8 protein-coding genes, 2 tRNA genes, 1 pseudogene and 1 riboswitch are annotated in these 12,250 nt (G+C 53.6%); of the genes and pseudogenes, 6 read left to right on the top strand and 5 right to left on the bottom strand.

Annotated elements, in window-relative coordinates; all coding sequences use genetic code 11:
- Positions 1 to 2: 2 nt before the first annotated feature.
- Positions 3 to 1,061 (bottom strand): IS110 family RNA-guided transposase, encoded by a 1,059-nt coding sequence (locus K325_RS18370; protein ID WP_084694184.1) that lies wholly within the window; start codon positions 1,059 to 1,061, stop codon positions 3 to 5.
- Between the two features lie 212 nt (positions 1,062 to 1,273).
- Positions 1,274 to 2,232, bottom strand: a pseudogene (locus tag K325_RS18570) (IS3 family transposase); the annotation flags it as partial.
- An 824-nt stretch (positions 2,233 to 3,056) separates the two neighbouring features.
- Between K325_RS18570 and K325_RS0107125 the strand changes: the two are divergent.
- The 3 genes from K325_RS0107125 (at position 3,057) to K325_RS0107135 (ending at position 7,056) form a co-directional block, all read left to right on the top strand.
- A complete protein-coding gene (locus tag K325_RS0107125) occupies positions 3,057 to 5,309 on the top strand; it encodes an ankyrin repeat domain-containing protein (RefSeq protein WP_029653580.1) in 2,253 nt (750 codons plus the stop codon).
- 219 nt (positions 5,310 to 5,528) lie between these two features.
- Positions 5,529 to 5,789, top strand: a complete 261-nt coding sequence (locus tag K325_RS0107130; protein WP_029653581.1) for a hypothetical protein — start codon at positions 5,529 to 5,531, stop codon at positions 5,787 to 5,789.
- A 1-nt stretch (position 5,790) separates the two neighbouring features.
- On the top strand, positions 5,791 to 7,056 hold the full coding sequence (locus tag K325_RS0107135; RefSeq protein WP_228128406.1) for a site-specific integrase: 1,266 nt from the start codon (positions 5,791 to 5,793) through the stop codon (positions 7,054 to 7,056).
- A gap of 139 nt (positions 7,057 to 7,195) precedes the next feature.
- Here the strand turns inward: K325_RS0107135 and K325_RS0107140 are convergent.
- The 3 genes from K325_RS0107140 to K325_RS0107150 form a co-directional block, all read right to left on the bottom strand.
- Positions 7,196 to 7,269, bottom strand: a tRNA-Cys gene (locus tag K325_RS0107140).
- Between the two features lie 85 nt (positions 7,270 to 7,354).
- Positions 7,355 to 7,430 (bottom strand) — tRNA-Gly (locus tag K325_RS0107145).
- A gap of 89 nt (positions 7,431 to 7,519) precedes the next feature.
- Positions 7,520 to 8,629 (bottom strand): GGDEF domain-containing protein, encoded by a 1,110-nt coding sequence (locus tag K325_RS0107150; RefSeq protein ID WP_051146590.1) that lies wholly within the window; start codon positions 8,627 to 8,629, stop codon positions 7,520 to 7,522.
- Between the two features lie 194 nt (positions 8,630 to 8,823).
- Positions 8,824 to 8,915: riboswitch (TPP riboswitch) on the top strand.
- Positions 8,916 to 8,965: 50 nt separating this feature from the next.
- Between K325_RS0107150 and thiB the strand changes: the two genes are divergently transcribed.
- From thiB to K325_RS0107165, 3 genes are read left to right on the top strand one after another with little or no spacing between them, the layout of a single operon-like run.
- Positions 8,966 to 9,970, top strand: a complete 1,005-nt coding sequence (gene thiB, locus K325_RS0107155; protein WP_029653584.1) for a thiamine ABC transporter substrate binding subunit — start codon at positions 8,966 to 8,968, stop codon at positions 9,968 to 9,970.
- On the top strand, positions 9,942 to 11,642 hold the full coding sequence (locus tag K325_RS0107160) for an ABC transporter permease subunit (protein WP_228128407.1): 1,701 nt from the start codon (positions 9,942 to 9,944) through the stop codon (positions 11,640 to 11,642). Before thiB ends, K325_RS0107160 begins: the two co-directional genes overlap by 29 nt.
- Positions 11,635 to 12,249: a thiamine ABC transporter ATP-binding protein gene (locus K325_RS0107165; RefSeq protein ID WP_029653586.1), complete on the top strand. Its 615-nt coding sequence runs from the start codon at positions 11,635 to 11,637 to the stop codon at positions 12,247 to 12,249. The genes K325_RS0107160 and K325_RS0107165 overlap by 8 nt, the downstream gene beginning before the upstream one ends.
- The last annotated feature ends 1 nt before the right edge of the window (position 12,250 follow it).

The following is a 12,250-nucleotide window of genomic DNA, read 5'->3' on the forward strand; positions in this document are numbered from 1 at the left end:
TGTCAAGGACTACTCCGTAATTCGCCGAGATCACCGACTATCAGAGGGAATAATTCTCGTACAATATAGCGTTTCAGGCAGCGGTGAACTTCTTTAGGCGTAAGCCCTTCTGTTGTTCGTCGGTTCACATAGGTTCGGGTTCGAGGATCGCTTCGCATTCTGACCATGGCAATTGTCCATAACGCGTTGTTTGCAGCTCGGCTGCCGCCTCGGTTTAATCGATGCCGTGTCGTCTTGCCCGAATAAGCGGGCAACGGATTTACACCGCAAAGGGAGGCTAGCGCTGCCTCATTTTTCAGGCGGTCAGGGTTGTCTCCGGCAACAGATAAAAGAATCGCAGCCGTATGAGGACCTACGCCGAAACGGCTCCGCAATTGCCGAGCATGCTTTCGTGTCAATGCATCGAGCTGTCTATCAAACTGATCCAGTTCGGCGGCAAGCGTCAACCATCGCTTGGCCAGTGATCTGAGCGTCGAGCTTAGTGCTTGCAAGAGGACACTGTCACCCAGGTTCCGTACCTTTGCGCAGGCTTTTACACAGTCGTCTGTTTTCGCTCTCCAGAGCCTTTCACGAATGTCTTGTGGTGCGCTGACCAGAAGGGCCCGCAACTGGTTGATTGTTTGCGTCTTGTCCTTTACAGCGCTACGCCTAGCGACGGATACAATGCGCATCGCCTCACAGGCTCCGGACTGCTGCTTGGGTATTGCGGTCGCTATACCCGACAACACAGCCCTAGCTGCACTTTCGGCATCAGTCGGGTCAGATTTGCCTTGCTGGCGTCGCTTTGCTCGGTCAGGCCGATTAACTTCCAGGACAGTAATTCCATGATCGAGCAGGAGGCGGCAAAGCCCAGCTCCATAAGTGCCTGTACCTTCCACACCTGCACGAGTCAGCACACCAAATGACGAAGCCCAGTTCAACAGGTCAAGATAACCTGCCGTGCTTGCAGAAACGGACCGAGTTCCAAGCAACTGACCTATCTCACTAATAATCACTCCGACATGCACGTCCAGGTGTGTATCCACACCCAGAATGACTTCCTGTATCGATTCAATTCTCATGGGTCATCCTCCGCAGTGGCGGCGTATTCCCAACCCCAATCGCAGGACAGGACACTCACGGTGCAGAACAAAGCTCCTATTAGGTCACAGACGCCGGGCCCGGGAATTCTCGGGGAACATCGGTACTGGCCGACAGGTCAACGCAAAGGCAGTCAAGCCAATCCCAGCAAGGGTCAGGCCAGTACGATGTTCATAAGAATAGTAGATTGAGTGTCCCAGCAGTTCCCACGCCGGCTCATGCTTTGTGTCATTCGATAGCGCCAGAGCCTCTGACGGAACTTACGGCTGGCATACTGACTTCCCTGATCTGAGTGGAACATGACCTTTTCTGGTTGACCACGCTGTTCCCAGGCGTGATCCAGCGCTTTGACTACCAAATCGGCATCGGGACTGGATGACATCGCCCAACCAACGACGCGTCGGGCATACAAATCCAGAACGACAGCCAGATAGCTCCACCGCTGGCCGCTCCATACATAGGTGATGTCACCACACCACGCCTGATTCGGCCGATCTACCGTAAACTCACGAGCCAGATGGTTCGGGATATCCTGTCGCTCAACGGTCGCCTGCTTGTAGGCGTGAGGACCCGGCTGCTTACAGATCAGCCCCAGCTCACTCATCAATCGTCGAACCTTGAAGCGCCCGATGACAACGCCGTCGTCATTGAGCATGCCCTTGATCGTTCTACTGCCGGCAGAGCTGCGACTCTTGGTGAATAGACGGTTTACCTGAGCCTTCAGGGCCAGACGCTCAACATCCACGTGCTTCCGCCGTTGGCGGTACTCGTAATAGCTGGAACGGCTGATATCAAACGCATTGCAGACCATTTCAACAGGCATCTGCTCACTCAACTGGTCTATCAGCGCGTACGATTCATGTCGTCCGACATCAAGAGAGCGGTAGCCTTTTTTAGTATGTCTTTCTCCAGTTCAAGGCGCTTGCAGCGGGCTTCCAGCTCCTGAATACGGCGCTGCTCTGGGGTTAAGGCCTTGCCCTTCGGGGTGACACCGTCACGCTCCTCGGTCAGTTGGTTAACCCAGCGCCGGATAGCGCTTTCACCAACTCCCAGGGACACGCTCGCCTGGGGAATCGTGTAACCTTGATCCAGCACCAAGCTGGCTGCTTCCTGTTTGAACTCAGGAGAAAAAGAACGTCGCTTCCTGGTCATCAGACACCTCGTTTATGGTGGCGATCTTACCACCTACGTTGGTGTCCGGAATCATTGAACCACTACAAATGGCTCCCAAATCGCCAAGTTATTAAACAAATTCGAGATTTGGGAATTGGGTGAAGTATCCAAATCAGATAAGCGGGCCGTGGCACCGATCCAAATCAGACAACATGGTTAAATGATGGAATCTGCCTGATTTGGATTTGAATGAAATTCCCAAAACGGCAGAAAGGTTGGAATTTATGGTTTCAATCGAGTGGTAAAAATAGCTCTACGCAAGCCCACCGAATATCGATCCGCAAAAAAACAGATTTTTCCGCCAACTGCGCTGCCGACGATTTATCTCCGCGTCTGTAAATTTCAAAGGGTCCCGATGGGACGATTCAAACAACCAATGAACGGAGATATGAAATGAGCAAGAAACCTTCAAGCAAGCCCATGACCGCCGCAGATGTGGCAAGGATCCAGAGCGCCACCGCCAAGCAATCTGGCGGTGGAGTTAGTAAGGATTCGTTTGTCGCCAGGGCTCAGAGGACTGTTGCAAAAAAGGATTCTAAATAGGCATTACAAGAGAGCGGGCCTTGTGCCCGCTCTCTTGTTGCGGGAGAGTACGATGAAACGAGTAAGCAGCGATAAGGATATAAATCAGTTGATTAAAGAGCTAATTCAGAACGGTTGGCGTTATCAGTCTGGCAAAAAGCACGGGAAAATCGAACTACCTGGAATTGGCAAAGTGGTTATCCCGACGAGCCCCAGCGACCGACGGACCCTACAGAATCTCATTCGAGATATTCGTCAACTTGAGCGCAGGGAGGCGACTCTTGCATAGCACTCCTGCCTATCCGAACCACCTCGAGATCATCAGGTCACTTGCACGAGCGTTTGACACAAAGGGATCTGATAAGTGGATTGATGACCATGCCGGTAAATGGGATTTTGATTATAGAGCCATTCCCGTCGCAACCGACAAGGTAGTCTATGAACCGCTATCACGATACATCGGAGAGGATTTTGGGCGAGATGTGGCCGCCAAGTTAACCGCCTTCTGCAAAGCATACAGCTTGTTTGTTTCGAACCTGAGCCTAGAGGGAATTTCTCGCACAGAAGCTTTGAGAATTCTCTCGAGTCACCTATTCAGCTCCTTTGGAGCTGAAGCTTTGAGAAGCGTCAGCAATAACCTCAACGGTCCACCCCCAGAACAGTTTCTGACGCCCGGAAAACAAGCCATTGCAACTTTGTTCGAATGGTTCGAGTTATCGGTACCTAGCTGGGACGATTTCTATGGCCAGCTCAGCAAAGAAGTGAAAGACCGCATGCGAAGGTGGCAAACGGGCACACAGCTTCCTGCTCTGAGTTCGCTCAGCGCCCTCTTTTCTAAACAAGATGCTGGCAAATTCTTCGATGAAATACAGAGAACTCGATTGCGAGCGCTGCTCGTTACAGCGCGAGCCGTTGATTATTACCGAACTCTGACTTTTGGAGAGGTTGCAATCGAACGGACACAGGGCCGTTCCCCTGCAAACCCGCAAGATATCCACTCTCGAATTGTTGATGAGTGCTTGTTAAAAGCTCCCCAATTCAAGCCGATCGCGAAGCTGAATACGATGCTGGCAACACTACTGAATCCTGGTCGTGAAAAGGCATCCACGGATCAAGCTTTCACCCAACAGCTACTCACGCATTTTAAGATCTTTTTGCAGAAGGTTGCCCCCTCAGGCTCGCTCTCCTACTGTCAAAGCTGGCATGAAGCGCGCTGGCTCACCCTCTCAGGAAAATTGGATCGTGCCGCTGAGGCTTACCAGAAAGCGTTTGAGCAGTCTTATTTTCATGCAGGGCCAAATCAGGGCCTAATTATCCAAGAGGCCCTGGCCGTAGCGGCAATACTCCCATCGCCCCCTAAGACATTTCTCAGGCAACTTCGAAATGCGCAGGTAGTGCTAGGGCTCGAAGTACCCCTGGATCTCGGAGACAGAACCGCTGTGTCGTCCCGATACGACAAACATCTTGAAAACTGGTTCATGCCTCAGTATCGAGGACATTTTCCAAGGATATTCCCTTCTGATGGTGCGTTCCCCGGAACAGAGTACCCGCAGCAGGAGCCAGACTTCCTTGGATCGATTCTTGTAACTGATGAGGACCTCGCCAAGAAACCCTCCACCAAAGATCCAAATCGGAAGATAAAAATCGGCCAGCTTCGTCAGAAACGAATGCCCCAACTTACCTATTTCGTATGGAGGGAAAACGCAGACGCTGTAGAGAAACTTCTGGACGCTGGCGCCAACGTGAATCAATTGTCCGATGCGGGCGACTCAGCATTATTGCAGGCTGTGCAGTTGCTGGATGTCACTACCCCGAACCAAAAGCCAGGTTATGATTCGTTTTTCACTTTGCTGAGTGAAAAGCCACACGAGCCAGAAGTTTTGAATGCGACTACGCAGAAGAAGCGCCTATCCCTGCTAACAGCCGCTATCAATACCAACAGGCTCGATGTGCTGCGAAAATTACTTGATATGGGTTGCGCGCCAGATTCCAGAGCCGGCATCGAGCTGAGCACACCCCTGTACTACTGCATTCAAAAAATTGGATTGGTAAAGGGCAAGAGTGAGGTCTTAAAACAGATAACACAGGTTCCCCAAGATCAGGTGCTACTTGAAAGCATCCGGCGATATACCTCAGGGAGTCTTGGTATGACCCTCGAAGCCCAACGGCAGTATCTGGAACGAGTCGCCTCCAACCCTAGGTATAACAGCATCCACCAAGCGGCCGGAAAAATTCTGGTTGAAACAGAGCGAAAGTCGTTTGACCTGGATGTTTTGCGGGCTATGGCCGGACTGCTCATCGAGCAGGGAGCAGACCCCAACGCAGAACAGAATTACCCCATTCCAGGCTATACCCCCCTTATGCTTGCAATTGAAAGTGATGAACTAGACCTAGTAAACAGAATGGTCAGCGCCGGTGGAATCCTTGAGAAGACGTACCTTGATCAAAATTCAGGTAAATGGGTGACGCCTATGCAAATCGCCACTGAGTTCCAAGCCCACTCAGTACTCAAGGAGGTATTCAGCAAAGGATAGGCCTCGCCGCTAACGATTTGGCTCATCGCCAAAATTGATGCCCTGACACACCAAACCGCTGTTCCTTGCGCAAAACGACGGTATTTTCATGCGGTCGTTTTGCACTTGCTCCTCCCCAAAAAAACGTAGAGTGATCTCAATGTCTGAGCAGAAGTGCCTCTGAAACTGCACACTTTAGGGGCTCAGATGCGTCCAAACCAGTAAGTTCGGGAGATTGCCATGCGTCCGGTATCGATTGAGGATTTTATTAAGGTCGTTTTTGAATACGACAGTACGCCACCTGCCCCATCAACTATTCGTCGACTTTGTGCTGCGAGAGACGAGTGCGGACTGGCAGTTATCCCGGGCGCCTTTAAGCTGGGAAAAGCCTGGAAAATTGACTTGGACGGGTATTTTCGGGAGATGGAGCGTCGGGTGTCCGGATCTGACGCTGCAGAAGACGCCTTTATCCATGACTTGGCAAATAAACTGGCTTCCTAACATGGCACCAAGATACCGCTCTGAAAAACACTCATCGCTGCACAGGTACCCTGGGCTCTATCAGAGCGAGGACGGTGTCTACTTCGTTATCCATCCGATTACAAAAAAACGTGGCACCTTGGACACCAAGGACAGGAATCAAGCAATCCGACTGTGGTCAATGCTTAACCACAGATGGGAGGCCGAAGTCCAAGAACGGAAAACCAACGCCCTGGCTGAAAAGCTGGATAGCCTTTCGATACCAGCAAGCAAGGGGGATCACATCCTTCTCCAGGACTACCTGAAAAAATGGAGAACGGAGGTCCTTGGCCATCAGATAAAGGGAAAGAGCATAGCTTGGTCAGAGTGCCGAGTCCTATCCCTACGAGGACCAAATAAAGGCGCCCCTATCGCTAAACCAACCCGAGTCGATTACGCGAGTGATGCCCGGCAATTGGAGCAAAGCGACGATGCAAAATTCCCGCTTTCTGATCCGCAAATCCTTCGCAAGATTCGCAAACTGCTTTCCCCATGGCTTCCGATGCCGACCCATTACAACGGTCTCAAAAATACATTGAACCGGGTGTTTCTCCATGCGGTTCAGGAAGGTCTCATTGACCGAAATCCGATGATTGATATCCGTAAAGCCGCCGAAGAAAAACGCCAAGTTCTAATCCCTGATGAGGCCTATCGAAAGATAACTGAGAACCTGTGCGTCCATCGTCATAACAAGCGAGATATGGACGGCACGTGGCGTGCGAAGATTTGCGATCTCATTTACATGATGAGTCAGCAGCCAATTGACGTTTTCAATTTGAAGGAAAGCCAAGGCGAGCTCTATGCCGAGCCCATCGATCGCGGCGACTATTTGGCCTACGGAGTGATCCGCTTTGCTCGCCATAAAACCAAAATCGGCATCGAACTCGAGATGAACGAGGATCTCGCCGATCTGTGGAAGTGGTTTGTGGAGTTCAAGCGGAAAGAGGCAATCATAAGCGAGTACCTCCTAGTATACCCGCGCTACTTCGATAAGCGGTCCAGAGCCCAACAAGTAAAACACAGAACGATGCAGGCCGCCTGGCGAGATGCCTGCAAGACAGCGGGCTATGGAGGCATGTACCACCTCAGAGACCTCCGTAAGAAAGGACTGACCGAAGAATTCCTGAGCCAAGGAGAAAACGACAAAGGCGGACATGAAACGCAGGCCATGCGGAATCATTATCGTTTGATCAAGCCGCCCAAGCGGGCAAGGACAACGATCAGATTTGAGCGGGAACAAAAGACCTGATGATGACAGACAAGTTAGCGGACACACTATGTTCTGCCGTAGAACACGGATAATATTTTGGGTTTAATTTGGATATTTTTTGGGTGAGAAAATCAACTAAATGCGGGTAGAGTAACTTGTTGATTTTAAAGGGTAAAAATGGAGGCGCGGGTCGGAATCGAACCGGCGTACACGGAGTTGCAGTCCGCTGCATAACCACTCTGCCACCGCGCCGGGGAAGCCTTGAATCTGGCTTTTGCTCTCTGGAGGCAATGAGAGACTTGAATTGCGATTTCCAACCGGGTGACCGGTGGGAAATTGGAGCGGGAAACGAGATTCGAACTCGCGACCCCAACCTTGGCAAGGTTGTGCTCTACCAACTGAGCTATTCCCGCTCTTCGTTTCGAGGCATTGCCTCTTCAACGGCTGCGTATTCTACGGATTCCGCCTTTGCCGTCAACTATTTTTTTCATCTTTTTGTTTTTTAACAACTTACTGAATGTTTTTTGTTCGATCCCGAGTTTGATCCAACCTTCAGTCCCATTACACAGTTACGGCCACTTGCCTTGCTTTGATACAGGGCCTCATCCGCGCGGGACAGCGCCTGAGCTGCATCATCCCCCGCTTTTATTTCAGACACGCCAATACTCACGGTAACGTTCCTTCCCTCCCCCATCCATTCAGACCAGTCCCTGCCAGCAGTGGCCTGGCACACACGCTCAGCCGCTCTTACAACGTCGGCGCCGGTACTGTTCGGCATGGCCACGAGAAATTCTTCACCACCCCAACGGGCAACGAGATCCTGGCTTCTGAATTGTTCATTGAGAACCACCGCAAACTCCTGCAGCACCTTATCGCCCATATCGTGACCATACGTGTCATTAATTTGTTTGAAGTGGTCGAGATCCAGCAGCATGAGCCCCATGGGCTGGCCACTCCTTTTGAATCGCTCAACCTCTTGGTCCAACAGATATTGCATCTGCCTGCGATTTAACAGGCCGGTCAGAACATCGGTAATCGCAACCGCCTGCAACTTGCGCTGGGTAGCAATCACCACGCCGAGATAGAACACAGACAAATAGCTGAACATGGCGAAGACCACGGTCAGGTTGAACAGGTGCACCACATACAATGCGGTCTGGGGAATGGGCTGTAATGGCTCAATGGACCACATCAACACGTCCAGCGCCACATAATATGCCCAAAGCGCGCAGAGCCCCGGGAAGACCCACTTTCGCGGTGCAGACAGGCAAATGGCGGGGATAAACAGCAACAGGTAATAATGAAACCCGCTGCCCCACCCGATCATGGTGATGCCAAGTGCGGCGTGCGCCAGCACTTCCGTCCAGAATAGCCAGACGGCAAGCCGGTTACGTCGGGTTTTCAAGGCGTAATAGGCCCCAACGTACATCCCAACGCTGACCACGTTCACCCAGGCAAGAACCGGTGAATCGAGCGCAAGAAACAGGATGAAAAAAGCGATATCAACGAGCGCCGCAATCTGGGTACAGCGCATGGCCAGTGTCCAGAATGCGGGGCGGCGGACACGAACCGGCCCGGCGCCCGGCTTGATGGTATTAGGATCGGACAGCATATCGTTCCCTGATGTTCAACAGTCGGTACCGGAATCCGTAGCTAAACGTTCCGGGCAAGAAAACTGCCGCAAATTTATGAGCAGCCGTTCATATTATAGCCTCGCCCTCACATTTCCCCTACCACTCTATTCAGTGCGATGAGGCAGATTGGCGCCAATGCCGGGCCAGGCAGGATGCGTCGTGGTACCATTCGTGTAACTCAACGGGGTGCCTTGGCAGGCTGAGACCATACCCGCGGAACCTGACCCGGATAACACCGGCGTAGGGATTGAGGCGCCACGGTTCAGTGGTGTTCGAGGTGTGGTCCCCCGTCCCTGAACCCAAAGGTGCTGTTTATGTTCTTCCGCTTGTTGCCTGTTGCCGTAATGACCGCGCTGCCGCTCCTTGCAGGAGCAGACACGCAGCCCGAACTGAACGTGTACACTCACCCCTCGTTTGCCGCCGAGTGGGGCCCCGGCCCCGCTGTAAAAGAGGCGTTCGAAGCGCACTGCGAATGCACACTTAACTACACGGTTCTGGATAGCGGGGGGGCCATTCTTCAGCGCTTACGCCTTGAAGGCGAATCAACCCCGGCCGATGTGGTCCTGGGGCTCGATACGGGCACCATGGCAAGTGCCCGGCAAATCGGCTTACTGGATCACCATGAACGGAAACTGGATGATCTGGCACTGCCCATCAAGTGGAAAGACGACACCTTCGTGCCTTATGACTGGGGCTACTTTGCCTTCGTGTACGATACGGAACGATTACCAGAGCCCCCACGGAGCCTCGAAGCTCTGATTGCGGCCCCGGACGACCTGAAGATCATTCTTCAGGACCCTCGAACCAGCACCCCGGGGTTAGGTTTTCTCCTCTGGATGCACTCTGTCTATGGCGAACAGGCACCAGACAAGTGGCAGCAGCTCAGTGGCAAGATACTGGCCACCACCCAGAGCTGGAGCGATGGCTATTTTTCGCTGTTCATGAATGGCGAGGCTCCTATGATTCTTTCCTATAGCACGTCACCTGCCTATCACATGGCCGTCGACAAGACCGACCGCTACCAGGCAGCCCGGTTTGAAGAGGGGCACTATCTCCAGGTTGAAGTCGCCGCTCTGGTTAAAACATCAGACAACAAGCCCCTTGCCCGGTCTTTTCTGGATTTTATGCTGACCCGCGATTTCCAGCGTCACATTCCCCTGAAAAACGTCATGTACCCGGCCATCGACCTGGGTAGCGAGATGCCAGAGGTGTTCGATCGGCTCATCGAACCCAGCCAGGCCCTCTATCTCGACCCAGCCGACGTTTCAGGCATTCGGCGGCGCCTGGTGAATGACTGGCTGGATGCGCTTACCCGCTGACCCCATGGCAAACGAGGTTCAAGCCCCCCCGTTCAGTCATCCCCGCTGGCAACTCTGGCCCGGCCTCGTGATCGGTTCCGGGCTATTGCTGCTGGCTGGCCTTGGTCTGGGAAGCCTGCTGCAGGCATCAGGGGCATCGGACGCCGGGCGATTGCTGGCAGGCTCCTATTTTCAAAACGTGATTCGCTTCACCCTGTGGCAGGCATTTCTATCTGTTATCCTCAGCCTTGGCATCGCCTTACCCGTTGCCTTCGCCCTGAATCGCTTCCGGGCTTTTCCGGGTCGGGCGCTGGTTCTCAGGTTGCTGGAACTCAGCCTGGTTCTGCCCACCATTGTTGCAGTCTCCGGCCTTATTGCGGTTTTCGGCCGTCAAGGCTGGTTCACGGCGTTGCTGGATGCGGGGTTGCCGGGCCATGGGTGGAACCTGTACGGACTGAATGGCATTCTTCTGGCCCACGTTTTCTTCAATGCGCCGCTGGCGGCCCGCATTCTTCTGCAAGCTCTTGAGACTGTCCCGGCGCCCAGATTACGGGTTGCTTCCCAGTTGGGGCTCCATGGTTGGTGGCTATGGCGAGCGGTGCACTGGCCAGCGCTTAAACCCGTCTTGCCAGGCCTTGCGGCATTAGTTTTCACCCTCTGCTTTACCAGCTTCGCGATCATTATGACGCTTGGAGGCGGGCCACGAACCACCACCCTCGAAGTGGCCATTTACCAGGCATTACGATTTGAATTTGATTTCACTCAGGCGGCACTGTTTGCGCTATGCCAGTTAGCGATTTGCGGCAGCCTTTGGTTTCTTGTGTTCAGAAAACGCCTCGATACCGCCTTTATGCCGAACCGCCAGCTCTCACAACCCGCGTCGCTGGTGAGGGGGAAATGGTTTGGTGTTGCCTGCGGGCTAGTGCTTGCCGCATTTATTGTGTTTCTTATGACCCCTCTGGTGGCCATCGCTGTACGGGGGCTGCCAGCCCTGATACCCATGAACGAGCCAATAGCGCTTTATCATCAGCTGTTGCCGGCCACCGCTCGAAGCCTGTTGATTGCCGTTCCCGCCGGTGTTGGCGCCGTGGCCGTCGCCCTGCTCACCCTGGCCGCAGCCAATCGCGCATCTGGTCGCTGGCTGGCAGTCATCCCGGCGATGACCGGTTATCTGCCCCTGATCGTTCCCCCTCTGGTCCTGGGCACCGGTCTTTTCATTTTTCTGAAACCGCAACTTGGCAACCCCATGCAGGGCTGGAGTCTGGTCGCACTAATCAACGGCCTGATGGCGGTACCGTTTACGCTTCAGGTTCTCAGGGGGCCTGTTTCAAGCCTGGATAGTGCCTCAAAGAACCAGGCAGATCAGCTTGGTGTTCTGGGATGGTATCGGTGGCGCTGGCTCTACTGGCCAATCCTTCGGCGCCCGATCGCCCTTGCTCTGGCCTACGGAATCGCCTTGTCACTGGGTGACTTTGGCGTTATTGCCCTCTTCGGTAGCCCCGGCCAACCCACATTGCCAGTCTTGCTCTACCAGCAACTGGGCAGCTACCGCATGACCGAGGCCGCAGGTACCGGGCTTTGGTTGTTGCTGGTGCTGATATCAATTTTTGCTTCGCTTTCCGGGGTTTCCTCGCCCTCCTCCGGCAAGGGCTCCGGGGCAATAAAACCGGTGCCGGAGCCTGACCATGCTTGAAATCAATCAACTGTGTTTTCGGTATGCCCCAAACGAAACGCAGTGGCGCTTCAACATAACGGTGCCCAAAGGCCAGTGCCTGGCCATTCAAGGCCCCAGCGGGTCCGGCAAGTCAACACTGCTCAGCCTGATTGCCGGTTTCCTGTCACCCGATGAAGGCCAGATTTTCTGGGATCAACACCCCATCCATACCCTCTACCCTTGGCAGAGGCCGGTCACCAGCGTGTTTCAGGAGCATAACCTGTTCGAACATCTGGACGTTTTCAGTAATATCGGATTGGGCATACACCCCGGCCTCAAGCTGACCCCGAGTCAGCGTAAAGCGATTGACTCCGGGCTCGAACGTACCGGGCTTGCCGGCTTCGGCGCTCGAATGCCCGGCGAGCTCTCCGGCGGCCAGCGTCAGAGGGTTGCCCTGCTCAGAGCACTCCTGCGCCAGCAACCAATCCTGTTACTGGATGAGCCCATGACCGGCCTTGACCCCGAAACCAGAGCGATTCTCTATGACATGGTGCTTGAGGAAAAACAGCGAGGCGTAACCATGTTGCTGGCGAGCCACGATAACGAGGAGCGCAGAACACTGGCAGACATCCAATGGAATCTTTAAG

The sequence above is a fragment of the Marinobacter daepoensis DSM 16072 genome, from assembly GCF_000421165.1.
Classification (GTDB): Bacteria; Pseudomonadota; Gammaproteobacteria; order Pseudomonadales; family Oleiphilaceae; genus Marinobacter; species Marinobacter daepoensis.

Excerpts from the sequence above, each read along its gene's own strand:
- K325_RS18370 (WP_084694184.1), bottom strand. The coding sequence starts at position 1,061 with ATGAGAATTGAATCGATACAGGAAGTCATTCTGGGTGTGGATACACAC.
- K325_RS0107130 (WP_029653581.1), top strand. The coding sequence starts at position 5,529 with ATGCGTCCGGTATCGATTGAGGATTTTATTAAGGTCGTTTTTGAATAC.
- K325_RS0107135 (WP_228128406.1), top strand. The coding sequence starts at position 5,791 with ATGGCACCAAGATACCGCTCTGAAAAACACTCATCGCTGCACAGGTAC.
- K325_RS0107150 (WP_051146590.1), bottom strand. The coding sequence starts at position 8,629 with ATGCTGTCCGATCCTAATACCATCAAGCCGGGCGCCGGGCCGGTTCGT.
- thiB (WP_029653584.1), top strand. The coding sequence starts at position 8,966 with ATGTTCTTCCGCTTGTTGCCTGTTGCCGTAATGACCGCGCTGCCGCTC.
- K325_RS0107160 (WP_228128407.1), top strand. The coding sequence starts at position 9,942 with ATGACTGGCTGGATGCGCTTACCCGCTGACCCCATGGCAAACGAGGTT.
- K325_RS0107165 (WP_029653586.1), top strand. The coding sequence starts at position 11,635 with ATGCTTGAAATCAATCAACTGTGTTTTCGGTATGCCCCAAACGAAACG.